Origin of the sequence: Nonomuraea corallina (assembly GCF_027620315.1) — a bacterium.
GTDB classification, from domain to species: Bacteria; Actinomycetota; Actinomycetes; order Streptosporangiales; family Streptosporangiaceae; genus Nonomuraea; species Nonomuraea corallina.
This window is the reverse complement of sequence record NZ_JAPNNL010000075.1, coordinates 1-24,277: the sequence shown is the minus strand read 5'-3', so window position 1 is coordinate 24,277 and position 24,277 is coordinate 1. Positions and strand designations below refer to the sequence as shown.

The 24,277-nt window shown below is 73.9% G+C and carries 20 protein-coding genes and 1 pseudogene; 15 read left to right on the top strand and 6 right to left on the bottom strand.

The features are described from left to right. Positions 1–27: 27 nt before the first annotated feature. Positions 28–153: a hypothetical protein gene (locus OUY22_RS19445; RefSeq protein ID WP_270156450.1), complete on the top strand. Its 126-nt coding sequence runs from the start codon at positions 28–30 to the stop codon at positions 151–153. Here OUY22_RS19445 and OUY22_RS19440 read toward each other — a convergent pair. Beyond that, entirely contained in the window at positions 122–1,444 is a 1,323-nt protein-coding gene (locus OUY22_RS19440; protein WP_270156449.1) for an ATP-binding protein, read from the bottom strand. The two genes, OUY22_RS19445 and OUY22_RS19440, sit on opposite strands and share 32 nt — an antisense overlap. A 290-nt stretch (positions 1,445–1,734) precedes the next feature. Here OUY22_RS19440 and OUY22_RS19435 point away from each other — a divergent pair, with 290 nt between their 5' ends. Then, positions 1,735–4,440: an NACHT domain-containing protein gene (locus OUY22_RS19435; protein WP_270156448.1), complete on the top strand. Its 2,706-nt coding sequence runs from the start codon at positions 1,735–1,737 to the stop codon at positions 4,438–4,440. Positions 4,441–4,594: 154 nt separating this feature from the next. On the opposite strand, the gene OUY22_RS19430 is transcribed toward OUY22_RS19435, so the two are convergent. From OUY22_RS19430 to OUY22_RS19420, 3 genes are read right to left on the bottom strand one after another with little or no spacing between them, the layout of a single operon-like run. Then, entirely contained in the window at positions 4,595–5,287 is a 693-nt protein-coding gene (locus OUY22_RS19430; RefSeq protein ID WP_270156447.1) for a CBS domain-containing protein, read from the bottom strand. Then, positions 5,284–5,889 carry a CBS domain-containing protein gene (locus OUY22_RS19425; protein ID WP_270156446.1) on the bottom strand — a complete coding sequence of 202 codons (606 nt, stop codon included), beginning with the start codon at positions 5,887–5,889 and terminating at the stop codon, positions 5,284–5,286. Before OUY22_RS19425 ends, OUY22_RS19430 begins: the two co-directional genes overlap by 4 nt. A 2-nt stretch (positions 5,890–5,891) precedes the next feature. Continuing rightward, the gene (locus OUY22_RS19420) at positions 5,892–6,572 is read right to left on the bottom strand and encodes a CBS domain-containing protein (protein ID WP_270156445.1); all 681 of its coding nucleotides are present in this window, start codon (positions 6,570–6,572) and stop codon (positions 5,892–5,894) included. A 232-nt stretch (positions 6,573–6,804) separates the two neighbouring features. Between OUY22_RS19420 and OUY22_RS19415 the strand changes: the two genes are divergently transcribed. Then, on the top strand, positions 6,805–7,227 hold the full coding sequence (locus tag OUY22_RS19415) for an ATP-binding protein (RefSeq protein ID WP_270156444.1): 423 nt from the start codon (positions 6,805–6,807) through the stop codon (positions 7,225–7,227). A gap of 68 nt (positions 7,228–7,295) precedes the next feature. Here OUY22_RS19415 and OUY22_RS19410 read toward each other — a convergent pair whose 3' ends face one another. Continuing rightward, positions 7,296–7,931, bottom strand: a complete 636-nt coding sequence (locus tag OUY22_RS19410) for a hypothetical protein (RefSeq protein WP_270156459.1) — start codon at positions 7,929–7,931, stop codon at positions 7,296–7,298. Between OUY22_RS19410 and OUY22_RS19405 the strand changes: the two are divergent. The 3 genes and pseudogenes from OUY22_RS19405 to OUY22_RS19395 all read left to right on the top strand — a co-directional run. After that, positions 7,884–8,096 (top strand): annotated as a pseudogene (locus OUY22_RS19405) (hypothetical protein); the annotation flags it as partial. The gene OUY22_RS19410 and the pseudogene OUY22_RS19405 sit on opposite strands and share 48 nt — an antisense overlap. Positions 8,097–8,285: 189 nt before the next feature. After that, positions 8,286–9,032, top strand: a complete 747-nt coding sequence (locus OUY22_RS19400) for a hypothetical protein (protein WP_270156443.1) — start codon at positions 8,286–8,288, stop codon at positions 9,030–9,032. A gap of 124 nt (positions 9,033–9,156) precedes the next feature. Beyond that, positions 9,157–11,484 (top strand): acyl-CoA dehydrogenase family protein, encoded by a 2,328-nt coding sequence (locus OUY22_RS19395; protein ID WP_270156442.1) that lies wholly within the window; start codon positions 9,157–9,159, stop codon positions 11,482–11,484. On the opposite strand, the gene OUY22_RS19390 is transcribed toward OUY22_RS19395, so the two are convergent. Continuing rightward, entirely contained in the window at positions 11,447–12,484 is a 1,038-nt protein-coding gene (locus OUY22_RS19390) for a LacI family DNA-binding transcriptional regulator (RefSeq protein WP_270156441.1), read from the bottom strand. The two genes, OUY22_RS19395 and OUY22_RS19390, sit on opposite strands and share 38 nt — an antisense overlap. Positions 12,485–12,681: 197 nt before the next feature. Between OUY22_RS19390 and OUY22_RS19385 the strand changes: the two genes are divergently transcribed. The 9 genes from OUY22_RS19385 to OUY22_RS19345 all read left to right on the top strand — a co-directional run. Further along, positions 12,682–13,662 carry a dihydrodipicolinate synthase family protein gene (locus OUY22_RS19385; protein ID WP_270156440.1) on the top strand — a complete coding sequence of 327 codons (981 nt, stop codon included), beginning with the start codon at positions 12,682–12,684 and terminating at the stop codon, positions 13,660–13,662. Further along, positions 13,659–13,958, top strand: a complete 300-nt coding sequence (locus tag OUY22_RS19380; protein WP_270156439.1) for a (2Fe-2S)-binding protein — start codon at positions 13,659–13,661, stop codon at positions 13,956–13,958. The genes OUY22_RS19385 and OUY22_RS19380 overlap by 4 nt, the downstream gene beginning before the upstream one ends. Further along, entirely contained in the window at positions 13,955–15,340 is a 1,386-nt protein-coding gene (locus tag OUY22_RS19375; protein ID WP_270156438.1) for an FAD/NAD(P)-dependent oxidoreductase, read from the top strand. Before OUY22_RS19380 ends, OUY22_RS19375 begins: the two co-directional genes overlap by 4 nt. Continuing rightward, positions 15,337–16,494 carry an NAD(P)/FAD-dependent oxidoreductase gene (locus OUY22_RS19370; RefSeq protein WP_270156437.1) on the top strand — a complete coding sequence of 386 codons (1,158 nt, stop codon included), beginning with the start codon at positions 15,337–15,339 and terminating at the stop codon, positions 16,492–16,494. Before OUY22_RS19375 ends, OUY22_RS19370 begins: the two co-directional genes overlap by 4 nt. A gap of 11 nt (positions 16,495–16,505) precedes the next feature. Then, the gene (locus tag OUY22_RS19365; protein ID WP_270156436.1) at positions 16,506–17,813 is read left to right on the top strand and encodes an amidohydrolase family protein; all 1,308 of its coding nucleotides are present in this window, start codon (positions 16,506–16,508) and stop codon (positions 17,811–17,813) included. Then, a complete protein-coding gene (locus OUY22_RS19360; protein ID WP_270156435.1) occupies positions 17,810–19,861 on the top strand; it encodes a hydantoinase/oxoprolinase family protein in 2,052 nt (683 codons plus the stop codon). The genes OUY22_RS19365 and OUY22_RS19360 overlap by 4 nt, the downstream gene beginning before the upstream one ends. Next, the gene (locus OUY22_RS19355) at positions 19,858–21,591 is read left to right on the top strand and encodes a hydantoinase B/oxoprolinase family protein (RefSeq protein ID WP_270156434.1); all 1,734 of its coding nucleotides are present in this window, start codon (positions 19,858–19,860) and stop codon (positions 21,589–21,591) included. Before OUY22_RS19360 ends, OUY22_RS19355 begins: the two co-directional genes overlap by 4 nt. 82 nt (positions 21,592–21,673) lie before the next feature. Continuing rightward, positions 21,674–23,281, top strand: coding sequence for an ABC transporter substrate-binding protein (locus tag OUY22_RS19350; RefSeq protein WP_270156433.1), 1,608 nt, complete (start codon positions 21,674–21,676; stop codon positions 23,279–23,281). Between the two features lie 26 nt (positions 23,282–23,307). Next, positions 23,308–24,277 (top strand): ABC transporter permease (locus OUY22_RS19345; protein ID WP_270156432.1); only part of this gene is annotated, 970 nt, incomplete at its 3' end.

Genomic DNA, 24,277 nt, shown 5'->3' with positions numbered 1-24,277 from the left:
GCCACGGTCGAGGCGGAGCTGATCGCCGTGCTGAACCACCTGGCCGGCGCCGGCGGCGAGGGCGCGCACGCCGCCTGCGAGTACGCCGACCTGGACTCGCTGGACCGCCCCACCGCCGTGCTCACCGCCACCGTCGCGGAGTTCTGCTCCTGAGCCCCGCCCGATGGGGGTGCCCGCCGTGGCCGGGACCGGCGTCCGCGGGCCGCAGCGCCGCCGCGTGCTCGTGCACCAGGTCGTGCATCCGGTACCGGCAGGGGGCCGTCTCCTGCAGCAGATGGACGTCTAGCAGCTGGTCCAGCAGCCGTCCCGCCCGCGGCGTGCTCGTGTCCAGCAGGGCGGCGGCCGTGCCGGGGCCGAAGTCGGCGGGGCAGCCCGTGCCCAGCAGCCGGTACGCCCGCCGCTGGTCGGCGGGCAGCCGCTCGTACGAGCGGTCCAGGGCGGCGGCGACGCTGTGCCGCCCGTCGGCCAGCTCGGTCAGCCGGTCCCAGGCCAGCCGGTCGAGCAGGTGCCGCACGTCCCACGCGGGCCGGGCCAGGAGCCGGGCGGCGGCGATCCGGATGGCGAGGGGGAGCAGCCCGCAACGCCGCACGACCTCCGCCAGCTCGCCCTCAGGAGCGCCGGCGTCCAGCCCGGCCAGCCGGGAGAACAGGGCGACCGCGTCGGGGACCGCCAGGACGTCCAGCGGCACGCCGCGGGCCTCGCCGTCCCAGGTCAGGCGGCGACGGCTGGTGACGATCACGTGACATCCGGGGCCGGCGGGCAGCAGAGGATGGAGCCGGCGCTCGTCGGCGGCGTCGTCGAGGACGATCAGGACCCGGCGCCCGGCCAGCACGCTGCGGTAGAGCGCGGCGCGGTCGTCGGGATGCCAGGGGATGCGCTCGCCCGGGACGCCCAGCGCGCGCAGCATGCGGGCGAGGGCCGTGCCCGGCTCGACCGGCGCCGCCGCGCGTGCGTGGCCGTGCAGGTCCACGAAGAGCTGGCCGTCGGGGAACAGCGGCGCCAGCCGGTGGGCGGCGTGCACGGCCAGCGCCGTCTTGCCGACCCCGGCCATGCCGCTGACGCAGGCGACCGGCGCGGACGGCGACGCGGGCCGGTCCGCCAGGACCCCCAGTTCACGATCCCGGCCCACCAGCGCGGCGACGTCGGCGGGCAGTTGCCGGCACACGGTCACCGCCTCCAGACCGCCGGCCCCGGCGGGCGGGCGGTGGGGCACGGTCACCGCCGGGTGGCCGGCCCCGGCGGGCAGGCCGCGGGCGACGGAGCTCAGCCTCGCCCGCTCCGCGTCGCTCAGCTCCAGCGCCTCCGCCAGCAGCACGATGGACGCGGCCCGCGGCCTCGAGATCGCGTCGCCCTCCATGCGGCGCACGGTTCTGACGTTGAGCCCGGCCCGTTCGGCGAGCTGCTCCTGGGTCAGCAGCGCACGCGTGCGCCATCCCCTCAGCAACGTCCCCAAGGAAGGCCCGGCACAGGGATCCCCCACGATCCCGACACCCCCGTTCGATCTCGTCCTCCTGGTCGGTCCGGACGGACAGGACCATCGAAACCGCGTCCACGTTGTCCCAGCCACCGGCGGGACGACATGGGACGGAATCGGACGCCCGGCCCCACCGAGGTATTGCGATTGAAGTGCTCGCTCACGGGCGGTCAGAATGAGCGTCATGGGCGAGCGGGGAGGACGGCGTTGTCCACGAGGCGCGGCGACGCGCGGTTCACCTGGTCGTCGGTGGGGCCCGGATGGCCGGTGACCGTCCCCGTCCACCCGACCCCGCGGAAGCCACGGACGCGGCGGACTTCGTGCGCGCGCTCGTCCGGCTCCGGCAGTGGGCGGGCGAGCCGTCGCTGAGCAGACTGCGCGCCCTCGGCGGCCAGACGGCGACCCCGGACGGGACCAAGGTCGACGCGCTGCCGAGAAGCACCACCTCGCACGTGCTGCGCCAGGCCGACAGGCTGCCGCGGTGGGATTTCGTCCGGGCCTTCGTCACCGCGTGCTTCCACTACTGCGACCATCCGCCCGAGCTGGTCCCGGGCGAGCTCGAACGCTGGCGTGCCGCCCGAGCGGCCCTGGCCGAGCGCGCCGCCCCCGATCCGCCGGCGCCCGCCGGGAGTCAGGTCGCCGGCGATCAGCCTGTCGGGGGTCAGGCCGCAGGGGAGGCGGCCGTTGCTTCGCCGCCCGATCCGGCCGCCGCGCTGCTCGCGCGGCGCGTACTCCGGGAGGAGGACAGGTCGCGCAAGGGGCTGCTCGGCGGCTACACCCTCGCGCCGGTGAGCTTCGGCCCGTACGGGGCCGGCCGGGCCGAGCACGACCTGCACGAGATCGGCAGGTTCTTCGCCGGCCTGCGCCCGCGCCGCCTGCTGGTCGTGGGGGAGTCGGGGGCGGGCAAGACCGTGCTCGCGATCGAACTGGTGCTGCGACTGCTGGAGCCGGTGCTGTCCGCCGGTGAGGCGCCCGGCCGTGACCAGCCGGTTCCGGTGCGCCTCAACGCCGCCCGATGGACCCTCGGCAGGCCGTTCGAACCCTGGCTGGCCGAGCAGCTCACCCGGGAGTTCGGGCTCACGGCCGGGGACGCGCAGCGGCTGGTGCGCGACCGCCGGGTGCTGCCGGTGGTGGACGGGCTGGACGAGCTGGACCCGGAGCCGCCGACGGGCCCGCCGCGCCGGGCGATCGGGCTGCTGACCGAGCTCAACCGCTACAGCGACCACACCGGGCGGCGGCCCGGCGCGGTCGTCGTGACCTGCCGCGCCGACCGCCACGCCGAGCTGTGCGAGGCCGCCGCCGGGCTGGACGACGCCGCCGTCATCAGGCTGCACAACCTGGACGCCGGGCAGATCGCCGCCTACCTGCGCGCCCGCTGGCCGGACGGCCATCCCCGCGCCGCGTGCCGCGACGTCGTCCACGCGGCGCTGTCCGGACCGGCAGGCAGGGCCGTGCACGCCGCGCTCGGCACACCGTGGCGGCTGCTGCTGCTGGTGACGGCGGTGGAGTCCGGTGGCGACCCGGCCGAACTGCTCCACGTGGATCCACCCGACGGCGACCCGGCTGCGTCGCACGGCGCGGGGCGGGCTGGGGGCGACCCGGCTGCGTCGCACGGCGTGGGTCCGTCTGCGCCTGGGAGTGGCCCGGTCGGGTCGTTCGATGTGGGGCGGTCCGGTGACGGTTCCGCTGAGGTGTTCGGTGATGGTCGGTCTGAGGGTGGGCCGGCTGGGGGGTTCGGGGCGGAGGGCGGTGACGGTGCGGGGGCGGCGGTGATCGCGGGGAGGCTGCTGGAGGCGTATGTGCCGGCGGCGACGGACCTCGCGCCCCGTTCCAGCGCCGCCTGCTCCCACGGCACGCCGTACGAACCGGCCCAGGTGCGGGCGTGGCTCGCGTGCCTGGCGGCCTGCCTGCGGGAGCAGGCCCGCGGCGGGACGGACCGGCCGCCCGGCCTGACGGCGATCGACCTGGTCCCTCACCTGCTGTGGCCGATCGGCGGCCGGCGCCGGGTCCGGGCGCTGCACGGCCTGTGCGGTGTGCTCTTCGCGGTCGTCGCGATGCTGACGTTCCGTACGGGGTCGGCGGCCGGCGACCCGGAAGAACCGCTCGCCCTGGTGCTCGTGGCGGGCTGGGTGGCCCTGGCCACCACGCTGTCGCTGGCGCGCTGGCCGGCCGCCGCCGGTGGGCGGACCCGGGTGCCCCGCCGGAGGCGGTTCGCCGGAGGACTGCTGGGCGCGTCGGCGGGCGCGGTCGTCGGCGTGCTGGGCGGCCTGGCCGGGCTCGCGCTGACCGGCGGGAGGGTCTTCGGTCCCGGCTTCGCGGTCGCCGCCGGGGGCGCCGGAGGGCTGGTGCTGGGCGCGGTCATCGGGCTGACGGCGGCCGGCCGGCACGGCGCCGAGCGGATGACCGTGGCCGAGGCGATCCGCGCCGAACCGCTCTCCCTGCTGGGCTTCGGCCTGTGCGGGGCGCTCACCGCGCTGCCGCCGCTGCGGCTGGCCGGCGCCGGGCCGCTGCCTCTGGCCGTGGGGTTCGCCGGGGCGTTCGCTCTCGCCTTCGCGCTGGGGATCGCCTTCACGATCGCCACCGGGGGCTGGAGCAAGGACGCGGAGCTGGCCCACCCCCGGGAGGCCCTGCGCCGCAACGCCGTGATCGGGCTGGCCTTCGGCCTCGTCGGCGCGGTCGCCGCCTTCCTGGTGTTCGTTCTGCACCACGGCGTCCTCAGGTCGCTGCTGTGCGCGCTCGTCGGCGGGGTGACGTTCGGACTGGCCTTCGGCGCGACCGCCTGGGCCCGTACCATGATCGGGCTGGGCGTCGCGGCGGCGCGCGGGCTGCTGCCGCTGCGGTTGTGGGCCTTCCTCGACTGGGCCTGCGAGGCCCGGCTGCTGCGCGTCAGCGGCGCCACGTACCAGTTCCGGCACCGGGAGCTGCAGGACCACCTGGCCCCGCCGGACGGCTCCGGCGGCAGCTGATCACCTCGCCGCCCAGCGACGAGCGGATCCGCGTCACGTACAGCTGGAGCGTACGCTGCGGATTTCCGGGCGGCTCGTCGCCGGCCCGATGTGAGCCGTCAGCGGCGCGGGCCGGGACGACGCTCCCGTCCCGCGCCGCCTCCGCTGTACGCGGTCACGCGCCGCCCCAGATGGGCACGTCGACGATGTCGTCGCGCTTCCATTCGAGCTTGTCGTGCACGGCGACGACGCCGTCGAGGTTCTCGGCCAGGCGGACGGCGATGATGGCCTGGCTGTGCTCGGGCACGGTGCCGGTCAGGGTGACCACGCCGTCGGTGACGGCGACGTCCACGCCGCGGGACTCGGCCCGGATGGTCTCGCGTACGTGCTGCTCGATGTCCTGGTCCGCGTGCAGGAACACCTTGATCAGGTCGCGGCGGCTGACGATGCCGACCAGGCGTCCGGCGGAGTCGGTCACGGGCAGGCGCTTGACGCCGTAGCGGTCCATCAGGCGCGCGGCGGACACCACCGGCGTCTCCGGGGTGGTGACGTGGGCCGGGCTGGTCATCAGGTCCCCGGCGGTCTCGCCGAGGGACTTGCGGTAGCCGCTGCCCTCGCTGCCGGCGCTGTGCCGGATGCGGGCGCGCAGCGGCGGCCGGTAGGCGTCGCCGTAGTAGCGCTGCTTGAACTCCTCCTTGGCCAGCAGGTCGGCCTCGGAGACGACGCCCAGCACGTGGTCGTCGTCGTCCACGACCGGCACGCCGCTGACGCCCTGGCTGATGAGCAGCTCGGCCACCGTGTGGAAGGAGGCCTTCTGGTTGACGGCGGCCACGTCGGTGGTCATGACGTTCTCGACGAGGGTGATCATGGCGCTCTCCTGGTGTGCTTGACCCGGACGACGCCGGGCACGGTACGGGCGAGCAGGCCGGCGATGTGGTCGGCGTGCTCCTGGGGCGGCCCGCTGAGCTCGGCCACGCCGTCGTGGACGGTGACGTCCCAGCTCGGGCCGGAGGGATACTGCTCGCGCAGGGCGTCCAGCACCGCCGCGCGCAGTTCGTCGTCGGGACGGGCGAGCATGGCCATGAGGTCGCGGCGGCTGACCATGCCGACGATCTCCGCGCCGCGCAGCACGGGCAGGCTCTTGACCCGCTTGCCGACCATGAGGTCGATGGCGGTGGTGACGTCGGTGGTCTCGGTGACCGTGACGACGTCACCGCTCATGACCTCCATCACCCGGTGCGGCGGCGGCCCGCCCGGTTCCGGGACGGGGGTCACGGTGGCGCGGGGATCCGGCCCGAACTCCCCGCGCAGCAGGTCGAGTTCGCTGACGACGCCGACGAGACGACCCGCCTCGTCGACGACGGGGGCGGCGGTGATGTCGTGGCCGTGCAGGACCCGGACGGCCCGCCGCACCGGATCGGTGCGGCGGACGGTGACCGCCGGACTGCTCATGACCTCGCGCACGAGCATGGCTAGGCGCCTTCCCAGGTGGAGTCGTCGATCTTCCAGGTGAGCTTGTCGACCACGTCGACCACGCCGTTGACCCGGCGCGTCATGCGGACGGCGATGGCGGCCTCGGAGCGGCGCTCCATCCAGCCGGACAGGGTCACGACGCCCTGGTCGACCTCCACCTGCACGCCGGAGGTCTCCACCCACAGCGCGCGGTCGAGGATGTCGTCGCGGACCTCGGCGGTGATCTCCGCGTCGCCGCGCAGGAACAGCTTGACCAGGTCGCGGCGGCTGACGATGCCCACCAGCCGGCCTTCGGGGTCGACGACGGCCAGCCGCTTGACGTCGTGGGCGTCCATCAACCGGGCGGCCTCGACCGCCGACGCCTGGGGGGACACGACGACGGCGGGGCTGGTCATGAGCTCGGCGGCGGTGTCACCCTCGGCCTTCTGCCTGCCCTTGGGATTGCGCAGCCGGGCGCGCAGCGGCGGGCGGTAGCCCTCGCGGTAGAACTGCTCACGGAACTCCTCCTTGCGGAGGAGGTCGGCCTCGGACACCATGCCGATCACGCGCCTGTCGTCGTCCACGACCGGGACGGCGCTGATGCCGCCGGTGATGAGCGCCTCGGCGATGTCCTTGAACGGGGTGGGGGCGGTGACGGAGACGACCTCGGTCGTCATCACGTCCGCGACAGTCGTACGCATCAGCGGTTCTCCTTATCGGTTACCTTCATCGGACCTCGTGGAGAAGGCGCGCCATAGGGCCGGAAGTCCCTGAGCCGCACCGCCGTTGGTCCGCGCGGCGGGCGGGGGCGTAGAGCCGCGTATTCCGGGCAGTACCTCTTATCCCCAGCCGGTTGATCCTCAGCCGGCCGGCCCCAGGAAGGTTTGTCGTTGGACGGCTGATCCAGCCGGTGGCGGAAGGCAGTGAAGACTCATGTTTCCCGGGTTCCGTTCGCAGTGGCCGATCACCTCAGATCTCGCGGTGCTGCGGGCGCGGGTCCACGCCTTCGGCGCGGGAGCCGGCCTGCGCGGGCAGAGGCTCCAGGACCTGGCGATCGCCGCCCATGAGGCGGCCACCAACGTGCTGCGTCACGGCGGCGGCCGGGGCACCCTGATCGCCTCGCGCGACGCCTCCGGGGTGAGCCTGGAGGTCGTCGACGCCGCCGGGGCCCTGACCGAGGCGCACCTGGCCACCGTGCCGGACCTCGACCACGGGGGCGGCGCCGGGCTGCTCCTGGTCCGCACCCTGTGCGACGAGGTCAGCGTGGAACGCGTCCGCGGCGCCGCCCGGCTGCGCCTGCGCATGCGCACCGCCGGTCCCCGCCCGGCGGCGAGCATCGCCCGGGGCGCGGCGTGACCCCGTGAGCCCGTCCCCGTTCCGGTGATGGACCACGTACGGGCAGCGGCGCGAAGCGGGACCCGCGGCTATCCCGCCACCACGGCCCTGGCCACGGCCAGCCGGTCACGGGCGTCCGGGCTGCCGGCCAGCACGGCGGCCTCGGCGCGCAGCACCACGTACCAGTGCAGCCAGATCCAGGTGACCCACTGCCCCACCTCGCCCGGTTCGGGCGCCAGCCGCTCCAGCGCCCGCGCCGCCTGCCCGCGGTGCAGCAGGAGCATCGCGTCGAAGACCGCCCCGTAGCCTCCGGTCCGGCCGGGTGAGTCGTCGAGCCGGTCCAGCACCGCCCGCCGGGAGTCCCGGTCGTCGCGCAGGCCGTGGATCATCGCCACCGCGGCCGCCGGTGGGCCGAGGACGGACCTGACGGGGCTGCCGGCTGCCTGCCACGCGTCGAGGAACCGTACGCCGCCGGTGAGGACCGCCTCGGCGTCGCCCGCCAGCGCGTCGGCCACCAGAAGCCGGCCCGTGGCGCGGTGGCCGACCTCCGCCAGCAGGGGATGGTCCGCGAGCCGCCGCGCCCAGCGGCGGGCGCCCGGCAGGTCGCCGGCGCCGATCCCCGCCTCGGCGGCCGCTCCCAGCGCCTCGACCAGCTCGTGCGTACCGGCCGGAGTGGCTGGTACGGGATGCCCGCGTACACGCTGGACGGCAAGATCGTCTGTCACTTCCAGCGTGCGGAGAAGTTCAGGACGCGTTACGCGACCCTCGGTTTCAGCGACCGGGCGAACCTGGACGACGGGGCGATGTGGCCGGCCGCGTTCGCCCTGACCGAGGTGACGCCCGAGGTGGAGGCCAGGATCGGCGCGCTGGTGAGACAGGCGGTGAGCTGACGGCGGCGCCGGGGGTCGACTCGGCCTGCGTCATGGGCCCCACCGTCCCGCTGGGGGAGGGTTCCCGCACGGGCCGCCGGCATCGGGCTGAGGTCGCTCGGCATCGGGGGCGGACGCGCCACCTCCTGACCCCACCCCGATCCCCGGCCGTGCCCTGATCGTGATCATGATGCTGCAGGCTCACGGTGCATGAGGAAAGTCGTGATCACGGCGCTGGTGGCCTGCGGCTGTCTGCTGGCGGGAGCCGTGCCCGCCCAGGCCGCGCCCAAGGACCCCGTACGAGCGCTCAAGAGCGAGCTCGCCCCCGGCCACGGCGTGCGGTTCACCGAGACGACCACGCTGGTGGGCGACGGGAAAACCAAGATCCAGAGCCGCAAGGGGACGTTCCAGTTCAACGCCAAGGGCGTGGCGGCCTCCGACATCACCGCCACCGCCAGGCACCGCCCCCGCGAGCGCACGATCAGCATCGGCAAGGTCAGCTACACCTCGGGCGGCATGTGGCAGGAACGCCTGCCGGCGGGCAAGTCCTGGCTCAAGAGCGGGGGCCTGTTCGGCGGCGGCAGCGGCTTCTACGGCCAGGTCATCAACCCCGTCGAGCCGAAGACCCTGTCGGCGCTGGTGAAGAAGGGCAGGCTGCGGGGCGGCAAGCTCACCGGGAAGATCACCTTCAGGGAACTGGAGAAGGTGTCACCCTGGTTCGACGCCTCGATCCCGCTGCGCATGCACGACGACACGAAGGTCTCCTACACGCTCACCCTGAACTCCGCCGGGCTGGTGAGCAGGGTGACGTCGTCGTACGCGGCCACGGGCGTGTTCGACACCAACCTGCACGAAGGCAAGACGATCACGATCGACAGCCGGTTCACCGGGTGGGGCGCCAAGGTGTCCATCAAGGCGCCGGCCGCCGACAAGGTGACCACCTCGGCCGAGGACTGACCGCCTGCCTCCGGCTATCCGTCGTGGGCCGCGAGCTCATCCGGCGCGCCCGCGCCGGCGGGTGCCGCGGAACTCGGCTATCAGGTGGCGGGACGAGCGTTCGCCGGGACGGAGGGGTACCGACATGGACAGCAGGGAACTCGCGGCAGCGCGAAGGACCACCCGTGAGCTCGTCGGCGCGTGGGCGCGGGAGGGCAGGTTCTCGCCCTCGTGCGACGCCTGGCTGCGCGGCTACGACCTGGACTTCACCCGGGCCATGGCCGCGCGCGGCCTGATCGGGATCTCCTGGCCGGCCGAGTACGGCGGTGGCGGCGGTTCGGCGCTGACCCGGCTCGTCGTGACGGAGGAACTGCTGCGGGCCGGCGCGCCCGTCGCCGCGCACTGGATCGCGGACCGCCAGATCGGGCCGTCCATCGTGCGGCACGGCAGCGACGCCGCCAAGGCGAGGTTCCTGCCCGCCATCGCGTCCGGCGAGGTCACCTTCTGCCTCGGCATGAGTGAGCCCGACGCGGGCTCCGACCTGGCCTCGGTCCGCACCGCGGCGACCCGGGCCGAAGGCGGCTGGCTCGTCACCGGCAGGAAGATCTGGACCAGCCAGGCGCACCGGTCGACGCACGCCTACGTGCTCGCCCGTACCGGCAAGGGGGACAAGAAGCACGAAGGGCTCACCGAGTTCATCGTCGACATGGCCGCGCCCGGCGTCGACGTGCGGCCGATCCACGACCTGGCCGGTGAGCACCACTTCAACGAGGTCACCTTCGACGCCGTCTTCGTCCCCGACGAGCACGTGCTCGGGACCGTCGGGAACGGGTGGAAGCAGGTCACCGAGCAGCTCGCGCTGGAGCGCGGCGGCATCGAGCGGGTGCTGAGCACGTACCCGCTGCTCACCGCCGCGATCGAGGCGGTGAGCGGGATCGGCCGGGCCGATGACGGGGCCGGCGACAGGGCCGACGAGGGGGCCGGCGACGGGGCGGCTCCACGGACCGGCGAGGGGGCCGGCGACGGGACGGCTGAACGGACCGGCGAGGTGCTGGCCAGGCTGGCGACGCTGCGCGCGATGGCGTTCGACGTCGCCGGCGCGATGGACGAGGGCCGGGCGCCGGTCCACGAGGCGGCCATGCTGAAGGACCTCGGCACCACGCTCGAACGCGACGTCGTCGAGCTGGCCAGGGCCCTGCTCGACACCGAGGTCGATCCCGGCGCGGCGGGCGCCGAAGGACTCCTGGCTCAGGGCATCCTGGCCGCGCCCGGGTTCACCATCCGCGGCGGCACCACCGAGGTGCTGCGGACCGTCATCTCCCGCGGCGCCGTCGCCGGGGGCAGGCGGCGGGACACCTCCGACCTGGGCGCGGTGGTCGACCAGGTCCTGGCAGGCCACGGCGGCGAGCCGGGCGACGACCTGCCCGGGATCTGGGACACCGTGCGGGAGCTCGGCTGGACGGCCGTCGGCGTCGACGAGGCGCACGGCGGCGAGGGCGGCGACCTGGGCGACGTCGTGACGATCGTCGAAGGGCTCGGCCGGCATCACGTGTCCGTCCCGCTCGCCGAGACCGTCCTGGCCAGGCGCGCCCTGGCCGCGGCCGGGCACAGCGCCGGGGACGACGCCGGACACGACGCCAAGCAGGACGCCGGGCGCGAGGCCGGGCACGACGCGGGGGGTGCGGGGAGCCGGGTCGGGAGTGGGGTCGCGACCGTGGCTCTGCCCCGGCGTGGCGAGGGCGTCCGGTTCTCCGCCGGCGGCCGGCTGTACGGGACCGTCACGAAGGTGCCCTGGGGCAGGCACGCCGGGCGGGTGGTGGTGCCGGCCACCCTCGACTCGGGGGCTCAGCAGCTCGCGGAGGTCCGCGCCGGCGCGGCGGGGCTGAGCTGGGTCGAGGGAGCGAACCTGGCGGGCGAGCCACGTGACACCCTGCGCCTGGACGGGACCCCCGCCGCCTCGCTCGGCGGGCCGGGGGACCTGCTCGCCGAGGCGTCGCTGCTGCGGGCCGCCGCCCTGACCGGCGCCCTGCTCACCGCCCTCGACCGGACCGTCGCGCACGTGACGGTGCGCGAGCAGTTCGGCAGGCCGCTGATCGCGTTCCAGGCCGTGGCGAGCCTGGTGGCGGCCCTGGCCTCCGAGGCCGAGTCCGCCCGCGTCGCCGTGCGGCGCGCCACCGCGGCGCTGGCCGAAGGGCACGCCGACGCCTGGGCGAGGGTCGCCGCGGCGCGTGTCGTCACCGCCCGGGCCGCGACCGAGGGCGCTCGCGTCGCCCACCAGGCGCACGCGGCGATGGGGATCACCCGCGAGCACCCGCTGCACCTGGCCACCCGGCGGCTGTGGGCCTGGCGCGACGAGTTCGGCACCGCCCGCTGGTGGGCCGGGCGGCTGGGCCGCGTCTTCATCGAGCGCGGCCCCGACGACCTGTGGCGATGGATCACCGAGGACGCGGGGGAGCGGTGGAGTCGCGGATGACGAGCTGGGCGCCCACCCGGTAGGCCCGGCCGTTGCGCGTCTCCTGCGCGCCGTCCTGGGGTCCGCCGGCGTGCTTCATCTGCTGCAGCAAGAGGTTCATGGCCAGCTCGCCCAGTTCTCTGGCGCCGTTGTCGACCACCGTGATCGCGGGGGACCAGTGGCGCAGCCACGAGATGTCCTCGTGGCACACCAGCGACAGGTCGCTGGGGACGGAGACGCCCGTGCTCGCCAGCGTGGGCAGGATGCCGAACACGGCCTCGTGGTTGGCGGCGAACAGCGCCGTCATGCGCGGCTCGCGCCGCAGCAGCCGGTTGATGGCCTCGGTGCCGAAGTCGGGGGCGAAGGGGCCGCGCTCGATCAGTGACTCGTCCGCCTCCAGGCCGCGCTCGCGCAGCGCCTGCTCGTACCCGGCGAAGCGTTCGCGGCCCGAGTCGGCCGTCAGCTCGCCGCCGATGAAGCCGATGCGCTCGTGGCCGAGGTCGAGCAGGTGGGCGGTGGCGGCGTGGGCTCCCTCCCGGTCGGCGGCGAGCACGGACGGGGCGGCGCTGTCGGCCGGTCGTCGTATCACGTTGACCACGCCCGTGCCGTCGGCGAGCAGGGCGTTGGTGGTCGCGCCGTTCTTGCCGGTGCCGATCACGATGAGGCCGTCCACGCCGTGCTCGGCGAGGGTGCGCAGGAACGTCTTCTCCCGCGCCGGATCGGCGCCGGTGATGCCCAGCAGCACCTGGTAGCCCTCGTCGGCGGCGCGGCGCTGGACCACCTCGGCGATGGTGTGGAAGGACGCGTTGATGAGGTTGTTGAGCACCAGGCCCACCAGGTGGGAGTGCCGTGAGCGCAGCGCGCCGGCCAGCCGGTTGGGCTGGTAGTTGAGCCGGGCCGCCGCCTGCTCGACGGCCGCGCGGGTCTCGGCGGAGATCAGCGGGGAGCCGCTGAGGGCGCGTGAGGCGGTGCTGCGGGACACTCCGGCCTCCGCGGCGACCTCCTTCAGTCCGATCCGCATCGTCCTCCCCTGCCTGACATGGATCTCTGGGATCGATCCCATTATGCATCGGGATCATCTCAGATGATCGCCGATCAGTCGATGTAACAGGGAGATTTCGTGAGTAAAAATCCGTTTTCTCCCTTGACCGGAATCGTGGGAATGCTACAACCTTGTGCAATCGATCCCAATCCAACCCACTAGAGGTCGAGAACCGCATGGACCGCGACGACGTCACCTGGCACGGCTACTGGCCGGCCGCCCCTACTCCCTTCACCGCAGACGGGCTCCTCGACGAGGAGGCCTGGCGCGCGCTCCTGCGCCTCTACGCCGAGCAGGGGGTGCACGGGGTCCTGGTCAACGGGAGCACCGGCGAGTGGTTCAGCCAGACCCCGGACGAGCGCCGCCGGGTCGTCGAGATCGCGGTGGACGAGGTGGCCGGGCGCTACCCCGTGATCGCCGGCATCACCGCCTACACCCCCGACGAGGCGATCGGCCTGGCCCGCCACGCGGCCACCGCCGGCGCCGACGGCGTGCTCGCCACGCCCCCGCCGTACGTGCACCCGGGTCCGGACGAGATCGTCGACTACTACGATCGCATCAGCTCCGCCACCCCGCTGCCCTTCATGGTCTACAACTGGCCGCGCGGGGTCGCCGTGGACATCTCCGCCCACCAGGGCCTGGCCGAACGGCTGGCGGCGCTGGACAACGTCGTCGCCATCAAGGACAGCACCGGCGACTGGCTGCGCATGCTGGGCACCGTCGAGGCCGTCTGCGACCGGGTGCGGGTCTTCGGCAGCTTCCTGCACCGGCGCGGCCTGGCCGTGCTCATGGAGATCGGCGGCGACGGCAACATCGACGGCGGCGGCATGGGCGCCCCGTTCGCCGTCCCCTACTACGAGGCCGTCGCCAGGCGCGACAGCGAGACCGCCCGCGCGTGGGCCGACCGCTACACCGCGCTGTCCTCCCGGCTGATCAACCCCGACTACAGCGGCGTGTTCGGCACCCCCATCGCCCAGCTCAAGGCCGCCATGAGCCTGCTCGGCCAGCCGGGCGGGCACGTGCGGCCGCCGCTCCTGCCGATCGAGGACGAGACGACGCTGCGGGCGATCGACGCCGTCCTGACGGAGTCCGGACTCAAGGCGGCTCTCCAGGCGGCTCTCCAGGCGGCTCCCGAGGCAGAGGGAGCCCGGGAGTGAGCGCCGAGGCCCCGGTCACCGCGGCGAGCCGGGCGCGCACGGTCACGATCGAGGTGAACGGCCGGCCGGTGAGCGTCGTCGAGGGCGTCAGCCTGGCGGCCGCGCTCGTCGGCGACCGCACCTGGACCTTCCGCCGCAACCCGGTCAGCGAAGAGCCGCGCGGCCCGTTCTGCGGCATGGGGGTCTGCCTCGAATGCGAGGTCATGGTCGACGGCCGCCCCGGCGTGCGGGCCTGCCTGACCCCCGTCCGTCCCGGCATGAGCGTCCGCACGGCCGGCGCGGGGGAGGGGTCGTGAGCCTTCCGGAGGAGCGGGACGTCGTGATCGTCGGAGGCGGCCCCGCCGGCCTCGCCGCCGCGCGCCGGCTGGCGGCGGCCGGACTGAGCGTCACGGTCGTCGACGAGCAGCCGGAGCTGGGCGGCCAGTACTTCCGGCGCCCGGCCCCCGAGGTCGCCCGCGTCTGGGGCGACCACCGCCCGGAAGGCCGGCGTCTGATCGACGCCGTGCGGGCGGCGGGCGTCGAGTGCCGGACCGGCCACCTGGTCTGGGGCGTCGACGACGACGGGCGCACCCTGCTCGTCTCCGACCCCGCCGAGCGCCCCGTGCGCCTGCGCGGCCGCTATCTGATCGTCGCCACCGGCGCGTACGAGCGGCCCTTCCCCTTCCCCGGCTGGCAGCTGCCCGGCGTGACCACCCCCGGCTTCGCCCAGCACCTGGCCGCCGCCGACCACACGCCGGTCGGCGAGCGCGTCGTGCTGGCCGGCTCTGGACCGTTCCTGCTGCCGGTCGCCTGCTCGCTGCTGGCCCTCGGCGTCACGGTCGCCGGGATCGCCGAGGCCGGCCGGCCGTACCGGCCCAGCCTGCGCGCGCTCGGCGCCGTACGGCATCCCGCCCGGCTGCGCGAGCTGGCCGGGTACGCCGCGCGCCTGGCGCGGGCGCGGGTGCCGATCTGGCAGGACACCGTGGTCGTGCGCGCCGACGGGCGCGACCGCGTCACCTCCGTGACGCTGGCCGCCGCGAGCGCCCCGGCGCGCCCGGTGCGCACGGTCGCCGTGGACGCGCTCTGCGTCGGGTACGGCTTCCGCCCCCAGGCCGACCTGGCCAGGATGCTCGGCTGCGCGGTCCGCACCGACCCCGCGACCGGGGACGCGACACCGGTCCTCACCCCCTCCGGCCGTTCCTCGCGCGCCGACGTGTACGTCATCGGCGAGGCGGCGGGCATCGGCGGCGCGCCCACCGCGGCGGTCCGGGGCCTGTCCGCCGCGCTCGACATCCTCGGCCGCGAGGGACACCGCCCCCGCGCCGGCGAGCTGCGCGGGCTCGCGGCCGACGGCCGCCGTCTGGAACGGTTCAAGAGCCTGACCGACGCGCTCTACCCAACCCCGGCCGACCTGGCCAGGCTGCTGCGCCCCACGCTGCCGGACACCGCCACGCTCTGCCGCTGCGAGGCGATCACCGCCGGCGAGGTCCGCCGGACCGCCGGGACCGCCGCCGGCGACGTCAACGCCACCAAGGCGTGGACCCGCGCGGGCATGGGGCCGTGCCAGGGCCGCGAGTGCGGCTTCGCCGTCTCCGCGGTGGCCCGTACCTCCTCCGACGTCTTCCCCTCCCGCCTCCCGGTCCGGCCCGTGGCGGTGGCCACGCTGCTGGAGATGGCCGGAGAAGGGGGGCCGGCATGACGACGGCGGACGTGGTGATCATCGGCGCCGGCGTGCTCGGCGCGTCGGCGGCCAGCCGGCTCGCCCGCGACGGCCACCGGGTCGTGGTGCTGGAACGCGGCGCGCCCGGCCGGGAGGGCTCGGGCACCACCGCGGGCAACCTGCACGTGCAGGCGGTGCACACCCGCCGGCCCGGCCAGGCCGTCCCCCTGGACAGCGCGCGGTTCGCGCCGCTGCAGCGCGCCGCGAGCGACCTGTGGGAGGACGTCGAGGACGACCTCGACGCCTCGGTCGAGCTGCGCCGCAGCGGCGGCTTCACCGTCGCCGAGACCCCCGAGCAGGTACGGGAGCTGCACGAGAAGCAGGCCTGGGAGAACGCGGTGGGGATCACGACCGAGATCCTCGACGGCGACGCGGCCCGCGAGGCGCTGCCCCAGCTCGGGCCGACCGTCGCCGCCGCCACCTGGTGCCGCCACGACGGCTACGCCAACCCGCTGAAGGTCACCCCGGCCTACCTGGCCGACGCGGTGCGGCACGGCGCCGAACTGGTGCCGTTCGCGCCTGTGACGGGAATCACCCGCGACGGCGGCGCCTGGCGGGTGACGGCCCGGACGCGGGAGGTGCGGGCGCCGGTGGTGATCGACGTGGCCGGGCCGTGGCTGCACCGGATCGCCGCGCTGGCCGGGGTCAGGCTCGACATGTCCCCGGTGGCGATCCAGATGCACGCCACCGTGCGCTCCTCCGACGGGCTGCCGCACCTGGTCCAGCACATCGGCGAGGGCCTGTCGGTCAAGCAGGTCAGCGCGGGTAACCTGCTGGTGGGCGGCGGCTGGCCGGCCCGGCGGCTGGACCTCGACGGCCGCAGCGACGCGGGCGTGGACAGCATGGTGGGCAACATGGCGCTCGCCGTGCGGATCCTGCCGTTCGTCCGCCGGCTGAGACTGCTGCGGGCCTGGGCCGGACCGCTCGCGGCCACCCCCGACGAGATGCCGGTGATCGGCGAGGTGCCGGGCAGCCCCGGGTTCCTCGTCGCGGGCGGCACCTACGCGTTCACCTTCGCCCCCCTGTGGGCCGAGACCCTGCGCTGCCTCGTGACCGGGGCGAAACCCCCCGTGGACATCTCCGACCTGGGCCCTGAGCGGCTCATGCAAGACCTCCCCGAGAAGAAGAGATGAGGAGAGAAGCGGTGACATCGATAGACGGGCGACCGCCCGCGGCCGAGCCGGTGTGGCTGGCCGGCGGCCACGTCGTGGACGTGCGGTCCGGGTCGATCCGGCGTGACACGAACGTGGTCGTGCGCGACGGGCGGATCGAACGGATCACCGCCGACGCGCCGCCCCCCGGGGCGCGTACGGTGCGGCTCGGCGGCCGCTACCTGCTGCCGGGTCTGATCTCGGTGCACTCCCACCTGTCGATCGTCTATCCGTTCTCGGACATCGACGAGGCGGAGGACTCCGGCCTCACGGCGCTGCGCGCCCTGTCCCGGGCCCGCGACGCGCTGTACGCGGGCGTCACCACCATCCGGTCGGTGCACGAGCAGAACCGCGCCGACCTCCTCATCCGCACCGCCGCCGGCCAGGGCTGGGTGGAGGCGCCGCGGATCGTGGGCGCCGGCCGGGCGATCTCCACGACGGGCGGGCACGGGCAGGGCAGCGGCTGCGCCTACGCCGACGGCTACGACGCCTTCCTGCGGGCAGCCCGCGCGGAGCTGGCCGCGGGCGCCGACCTGATCAAGATCTTCATCACCGGCGGCATCGCGCACCAGGGCGAGTCGTTCACCGGCGCGCAGATGACCATCGACGAGATGCGCGCCGTGGTCCGCGCCGCCGAGGAGCACAACACGTACGTGACGGCGCACGCCGGCGCGGGCTCGGCGATCCGCGAGGCGCTCGCCGCCGGGGTCCGGGGCTACGAGCACGCCTACGACCTCGACGAGGGCACCGCCAGGCAGATGGCGGACCAGCGGGTCTACCTGACGCCGACCCTGTGCGTGACCCGGTGCCCCGAATGGATGGCCGAGCACTCCTTCACCCCCTGGCAGATCGAGCGGGCACTGGAGGTCGGCCCCGGCCACCTCGCCAGCATCCGCACCGCCATCGCGGCCGGCGTCGCCGACCCGGACGACCCGGACAAGCCCGGGATCACGTTCCTGGCCGGCACCGACTACCCGCCGGGCGAGCCGATCGAGGACACGGTGGTCGCCGTACGGGAGATGGAGTTCCTGGCCGAGGCCGGGCTCAGCACCGAGCAGGCGCTGCGTTCGGGCACCCTCGACGCGGCCCGCCTGACCGGCCTGGAAGGACAGGCCGGTGAGGTCGAGGAGGGCTACCTCGCCGACCTGATCGTCACCGAGCGCGACCCGCTGAGCGACCTGTCGTCGCTGCGCCGGATCGCCTTCGTCATGCAGGCCGGGCGGATCGTCCGCGACGACCTGCCCGCCGTACCCGAGACCCCCGCCGTACCCGAGACCCCCGCCACGGAGGGCGCACAGTGAGCCAGGACCCCGGCCGCACCCGCTTCGCCGTCGACATCGGAGGCACGTTCGTCGACGCCATCTCCTACAACGACACCACCGGCGAACTGCGGCTGCACAAGGCCTCCACCACCCCGGGCGCCCCGGCGCGCGGCGTGCTGGACGCGGTCGGCGGGCTCGCCGACCGGCTGGACGACGTGGAGGCGTTCGTCCACGGCACCACGCTGGGCCTGAACGCGATCCTGCAGCGGCGCGGCGCCGACGTCGGGATCATCACCAACGAGGGCTTCCGCGACCTGCTGGAGATCGCCCGCGCCAACGTGCCCGGCCAGCACATGTACGACTTCTCCTACGCCCCGCCGCCGCCCCTCGTCCCCCGCCGGCACCGCACCGGCGTGCCCGGCCGCATCGACGCCCAGGGCACGGTGATCGAGCCGCTGGACGAGGACGCGGTCCGCGAGGCCGGGCGGCTGCTGGTGGAGGAGCACGGCCTGCGCTCGCTGGCCATCTGCTTCCTGCACTCCTACGCCAACCCCGAGCACGAGCGGCTGGCGGCGCGCATCCTGCGCGAGGCGTACCCGGACGTGTCGATCTCGACCTCCACCGACATCACCCGGGAGTACCGCGAGTACGAGCGGACCAGCACGGTCACCCTCGACGCCTACATCCGGCCGGTGCTGAACGACTACATCGCCACGCTGGAGTCGCGGCTCAACGACGCCGGGCTGACTCACCCGCTGCACATCATGCGCTCCGGCGGCGGCGCGATGACCTCCGAGCTGGCCAGGCAGGCGCCGCTGATGACGGTGCTGTCCGGACCGGCGGGCGGCGTCGTCGGCGCCTCCTTCCTGGCCCGCGAGCAGAACCTGGCCAAGGTGATCACGTTCGACGTGGGCGGCACCAGCCTGGACTGCTGCGTGATCGAGGACGGCGAGCCGGGCGAGGTGCACGAGGCCGGCATCGACGGCTTCCCGCTGCTCATCCCCATCTTCGACATCCGCACCGTGGGCGCGGGCGGCGGCTCGATCGCCTGGATCGACGAGGGCCTGCTGAAGGTCGGCCCGCACAGCGCCGGCGCGGTGCCCGGCCCGGTGGCCTACCGCGCGGGCGGCACCGAGCCGACCGTGACCGACGTGGCGCTCGTCCTGGGCTACCTGGATCCGTCGGGGTTCCTGGACGGCGACATGACGATCGACGCGGACGCCGCCCGCGACGCCGTGGCGGCCAAGCTGGCCGAGCCCCTCGGCGTCGACGTGACCCGGGCCGCGGCGAGCGTCTTCCAGGTCCTGCTGGCCCGCACGGTGGGCGCGTTGCGCGAGATCACCGTGGAGCGGGCGCTGGACCCGCGGGAGTTCGCGCTGCTCGCCTTCGGCGGGGCGGGGCCGCTGCTGGCGCCCATGCTGGCCCGCGAGATGGGCATCGCCACCACGATCGTGCCGCAGGTCCCGGCGGCCTTCTCCGCCTTCGGCATGCTGATGTCGGACCTGGAGTACGAGTTCGCGACCACGGTCCTGCGCCCGCTCAGCGACGAGACGCTGGCCGGTCTGGAGGACGCGTTCGCCGAGCTGGAGGCGCAGGGCGAGGAGGTGCTGTCCGCCCAGGGCGTCAAGCCCGAGGACCGCACCCTGGTCCGCCGCCTGGACGTGCGCTACCACGGCCAGGAGCACAGCCTGGGCATCGACCTGGTGCCCGGCGACACCGCCGCCACCGTGCTGGCCCGCTTCAGCGAGCAGCACGAGGCCCGCTACGGCCACGCGATGCCGGAGCCGGGCCAGATCCTCACGCTGCGGGTGCGCGCGGTCGGCCGGCTGGCCAAGCCGGGACTGCGCGAGCTGCCGCCGGCGGACACCGCCGCCCCTGAGCCGATCGCCGAGCGCCCCGCGTTCGACGTCGCCACGGGCGAGACGGTCGCCTTCCCGGTGTACGCGCGAGGCAGCCTGGGCGCCGGCCACGAGGTGAGCGGGCCGGCCATCGTGGAGGAGGGCACCTCCACCACGGTCATCTTCGGAGACCAGCAGCTCACCGTCGACCGATACGGGCAACTGGTGATCACGGGAGGCCAGGCATGAGCACGGGCGAGCGGCTGGACGGCGCCACCGTCGAGGTGATCAGGAACTACCTGGTCTCGGTGGGCGAGCAGATGCGCCGCACCCTGGTCAGGGCGGCGTTCAACCCGGTCATCTACGAGGTGCTGGACTTCGGCATCTCCATCTACAACGCCGACCTGGACCTGACCGCCGAGGCGGCCGGCATCACCTCGTTCCTGGGCGCCAACGACTACGCCATCGTCAAGGGCGTGGAGTACGTCGGCCGCGAGAACCTCGCGCCGGGTGACGTCTACCTGCTGAACTATCCGTACTGGAGCGGCGCGCACTCCTACGACGCGATGCTGTTCGCGCCGGTGTTCCGGGACGGGCACGACGGTCCCGCGGCCTACCTGGCGGTCCGCGCCCACTGGATGGACCTGGGCGCCAAGGCCCCCGGTTACGTCCTGGACTCGACCGACATGCACCAGGAAGGACTGATCTTCCCCGGTACGAAGATCGTCAGCGGGGGCGAGCCGGTGCGGGACATCGTCGAGCTGATCCGGTTCAACTCCCGGCTGCCCGACCTGACCATCGGCGACTTCCACGCCCAGCTCGCCGCCCTGCGCACCGGCGAGAACCGGCTGGCCCAGGTGTGGGAGAAGTTCGGCGGCGAGACCGTGGACCAGGCCATCCGTCAGCTCATCGAGCACGGCGAGCGGGTCGCCCGCAAGGCCGTCGCCGCGCTGCCCGACGGCTCGTGGACCGCGGTGGACTACTGCGACGACGACGGCATCACCGACGACCTGATCCGGATGGAAGTCAAGGTCACCATCCAGGGCGACCACATGGAGGTCGACTTCAACGGCTCCGACGGCGCCGTGCTGGGCCCGGTGAACCTGCCCATCGGCGCCACCGAGAGCCTGGCCAAGGCCACGTTCAAGGAGCTGACCAGCGCGAACGAGCCGTCCAACGCCGGCCACTACCGGGCGCTGTCCGTCAAGGCCGACCCGGGCAACTTCTTCAACGCCCAGTACCCGGTGGCGACGTTCACCCAGTGGAGCGCCATCGTCGCCTTCGAGCTGATACACAAGGCGCTGGCCCAGGTGCTCGACAGCATCCCGGCCTCCTCGGGCGGCGACGAGCCGGGATTCATGGCGCTCGGCCACGACCCGCGCACCGGCTCCGACTTCGTCATCAGCAACAACGAGGGCATCGGCTGGGGCGCGCGCAAGGACCGCGACGGCGCCAACGCCCAGCAGCACCCCTCGCAGAGCGTGGTCCGCAACACCCCGATCGAGGTGCTGGAGCACAAGTCGACCGTGTTCCACGAGCGCCTGGAACTGATCCCCGACTCCTGCGGGGCGGGCCGCTTCCGCGGCGGCGTCGGCGTGCTGCGGCAGGTCCGCTACCTCGCCGACGGCGAGGTGCTGTCCATGAAGAAGAAGAGCAAGACCCGGCCCTGGGCGCTGGACGGCGGCCACGAGCCCGAGCCCAGCGAGATGGTGCTCTGGCCGGGCACCGACCGGGAGCAGCGGGTCGGCATGTACCGGGCGACGATGCGGGCGGGGGACCGCTTCGTCAACCGCACGGCGGGCGGCGGCGGCTACGGCGACCCGCTCGACCGCGACCCGGCCGCCGTGGTGGCCGACGTGCTCGACGGCTACGTCAGCGCCGAGGCGGCGGAACGGGTCTACGGAGTCGTCGTCGAGGACTCCGGGGAGTGGCGGCCCACGCCCGCCCGGCAGTCGCGATCGGCCGCCTCCGGTTCCTGAACACGCCGGGGACACGGCACCTGGGCCGTGACCGGGAGCAGGCGTGCGCCGCAACGGCGCACTCACGAAGGGTAGAAGATCCATGCACCACCCCATCCCCCCGTCCGCGGGGCGACCCCGCCGGGTCCGTCCCCTGCGCCTGGCCGCGGCCGCCCTGGCCGCCTCCCTCGCCCTCGCGGCATGCGGGGGCGGCGGCTCGGCCGGAGCCGGCGGCTCCGCCGGCTCCGACGCGCGCAAGCAGACGCTGATCATCGCCGAGAACGAGCCGCCGGCGACCTTCGACCCCGTCCAGGCGGACAACTCCACCGTGGACGAGGTGGCCATCCCCGCCTACGACACGCTGCTGCGGTACGAGGGCAGCGAGCTGAAGCCGTCCGTCGCCACCGAGTGGACGTTCAGCGAGGACGGCAAGGCGCTCGACGTCACGCTGCGCGACGACGTCACCTTCCACGACGGCACCAAGCTCACGGCCGCCGACGTGAAGTACACCCTGGACCGCGTCGCCCGGCTCGGCATCGGCGTCGCGTCCCTGGTGAGCGCCTACGACTCCACCGAGGTCGTGGACGACACCCACGCGACCATCAGGCTGAAGCGGCCCTACGCCCCGTTCGCCTCCGCGCTCACCCGCGTCTACCTGCTCAACTCCAAGCTCGTGACGGCCAACGCCGGCGACGACGACGGGCAGAAGTGGCTGGCCTCCAACGACGCCGGGTCCGGCCCGTACAAGCTGACGGGCTACACCCCCAACCAGGAGGCGCGCTTCACCCGCCACGACGGCTACTGGGGCGGCTTCACCAACCAGGCCAAGGACGTGGTGTTCCGCTACCTCCCGCAGGCCGCCACCCAGAAGACGGCGCTGACCTCGGGCGACGTCGACATCGCGATGGACATCGCCCCCACCGACTGGGCCTCGATGGAGGGCGCCGGCTACACGGTCGACAAGGCCGACACCAACGTGCAGTTGTACGTCTTCGCCAAGATGAAGGACTCCCCGCTGGAGAACCCGAAGCTGCGTGAGGCCATCTCCTACGCCTACGACTACGACCAGCACATCAGCGCCATCCTCAAGGGCGCGGGCAAGAAGGCGGTCGGGCCGCTGCCCGGCGGCATGAGCTGCTTCGACGAGACGACCCCGCAGCCCACCAGGGACGTGGCCAAGGCCAAGCAGCTCCTCGCCGACGCCGGGCTGAGCGACGTCACGCTCACCATGACGTACCTCAAGGCCACCGCCGAGATGGAGCAGGCCGCCACGCTGCTGCAGTCGAACCTGTCCGAGATCGGCGTCAAGCTGAACCTCGAGGCCATCACCTACCCGCAGTACGTGGACCGGCTGAAGACCAACGAGACCACGCCCGACCTGGGCATGATCTACGGCTTCCCGGCCTACCCGGACCCGGACGCGGTGCTGTACGTGCAGTTCCACTCCTCGTTCATCAACAACGGCCAGAACAGCGGCGGCTACGACAACCCCGAGGTGGACAAGCTCGTCGAGCAGGGCCAGCAGTCGACCGACGAGGCCGAGCGGTGCGCCGCGTACGCCAAGGCCCAGCAGCTCATCGCCGCTGACCACTACTCGCTCAACATGGCCAACTCGCAGTACGTGACGGTCCTGCGCCAGGGCCTGACCGGCTACACCTACCAGCCGGCCCACCACCAGACCGTGGACGTCTACAAGGTCCAGGTCGGCTGAGCCGACGCACGAGGAGGGACACCCGCATGGCCCGTCTGCTGCTCCGGCGGCTCACCACGAGCGTCGTCGTGCTGCTCGGCCTTGCCGTCGTCACGTTCCTGATGACCCAGGTGCTGCCCGGCGACCCCGCCCGGGCGGCGGCGGGGCGCAACGCGACGGCGGAGCAGGTGGCCGTCGTCGCCGCCCGGCTGGGCCTGGACCAGCCGCTGTGGGACCAGTTCCTGGCCTACATGGGACGGCTGTTCCAGGGAGATCTCGGGACGTCGGTGTTCACCCAGCGCCCGGTGCTGGAGGATGTCGCGGCCATGCTGCCCTCCTCGGTGGAGCTGGTCCTCGCCGCCATGGTGATCAACGTCATGGTGGCGGTCCCGCTGGGCACCTACGCGGCCTGGCGCAACGGCCGGGCGGCGGACGCCGCCGCCCGGCTGATCACCCTGCTGGGCGCGGCCATGCCGGTGTTCTGGCTCGGCCTGATGCTGCAGCTGCTGTTCGCCGCCGAACTCAGGGTGCTGCCTCTCACGGGGCAGCTCTCCTTCGGCCGGCAGGTCCCGTCCATCACCGGGATGACCTCGGTGGACGCGCTGCTCAGCGGCGATCTGGCGGCCTTCGGCGACGCCGTCGCGCACCTGGTGCTGCCGGCGATCACGCTCGCCGCGTCGTTCGTGGCGGTGGTGGCCAGGACCGTGCGCTCCTCGATGCTCACCGCGCTGAGCTCCGACTACATCGCGCTGGCCCGGGCCACCGGCGCGTCGGAGTTCCGCGTGGTGGTGCGGCACGGGCTGCGCAACGCGCTGGTGCCCGCCAGCACCATCCTCGGCATGCAGCTCGGCTGGATGCTCGGCTCCACCGTCCTGGTCGAGTCCGTCTTCGGCAGGACCGGCATCGGCGCCTACGCGGTGACCGCGGTCCTGCAGAACGACCTGTACGCCGTGATCGGCACGGTTCTCGTGATCGGAGTGGTCTTCGTGCTGGCGAACATCGCCGTCGACCTGGTCC

Coding starts and splice junctions, on each gene's coding strand:
- OUY22_RS19355 (WP_270156434.1), top strand. CDS start 19,858: ATGAGCACGGGCGAGCGGCTGGACGGCGCCACCGTCGAGGTGATCAGG.
- OUY22_RS19390 (WP_270156441.1), bottom strand. CDS start 12,484: ATGCGGATCGGACTGAAGGAGGTCGCCGCGGAGGCCGGAGTGTCCCGC.
- OUY22_RS19435 (WP_270156448.1), top strand. CDS start 1,735: ATGGCCGGTGACCGTCCCCGTCCACCCGACCCCGCGGAAGCCACGGAC.
- OUY22_RS19395 (WP_270156442.1), top strand. CDS start 9,157: ATGGACAGCAGGGAACTCGCGGCAGCGCGAAGGACCACCCGTGAGCTC.
- OUY22_RS19430 (WP_270156447.1), bottom strand. CDS start 5,287: ATGATCACCCTCGTCGAGAACGTCATGACCACCGACGTGGCCGCCGTC.
- OUY22_RS19400 (WP_270156443.1), top strand. CDS start 8,286: ATGAGGAAAGTCGTGATCACGGCGCTGGTGGCCTGCGGCTGTCTGCTG.
- OUY22_RS19350 (WP_270156433.1), top strand. CDS start 21,674: ATGCACCACCCCATCCCCCCGTCCGCGGGGCGACCCCGCCGGGTCCGT.
- OUY22_RS19370 (WP_270156437.1), top strand. CDS start 15,337: ATGACGACGGCGGACGTGGTGATCATCGGCGCCGGCGTGCTCGGCGCG.
- OUY22_RS19425 (WP_270156446.1), bottom strand. CDS start 5,889: ATGCTCGTGCGCGAGGTCATGAGCAGTCCGGCGGTCACCGTCCGCCGC.
- OUY22_RS19420 (WP_270156445.1), bottom strand. CDS start 6,572: ATGCGTACGACTGTCGCGGACGTGATGACGACCGAGGTCGTCTCCGTC.
- OUY22_RS19385 (WP_270156440.1), top strand. CDS start 12,682: ATGGACCGCGACGACGTCACCTGGCACGGCTACTGGCCGGCCGCCCCT.
- OUY22_RS19415 (WP_270156444.1), top strand. CDS start 6,805: ATGTTTCCCGGGTTCCGTTCGCAGTGGCCGATCACCTCAGATCTCGCG.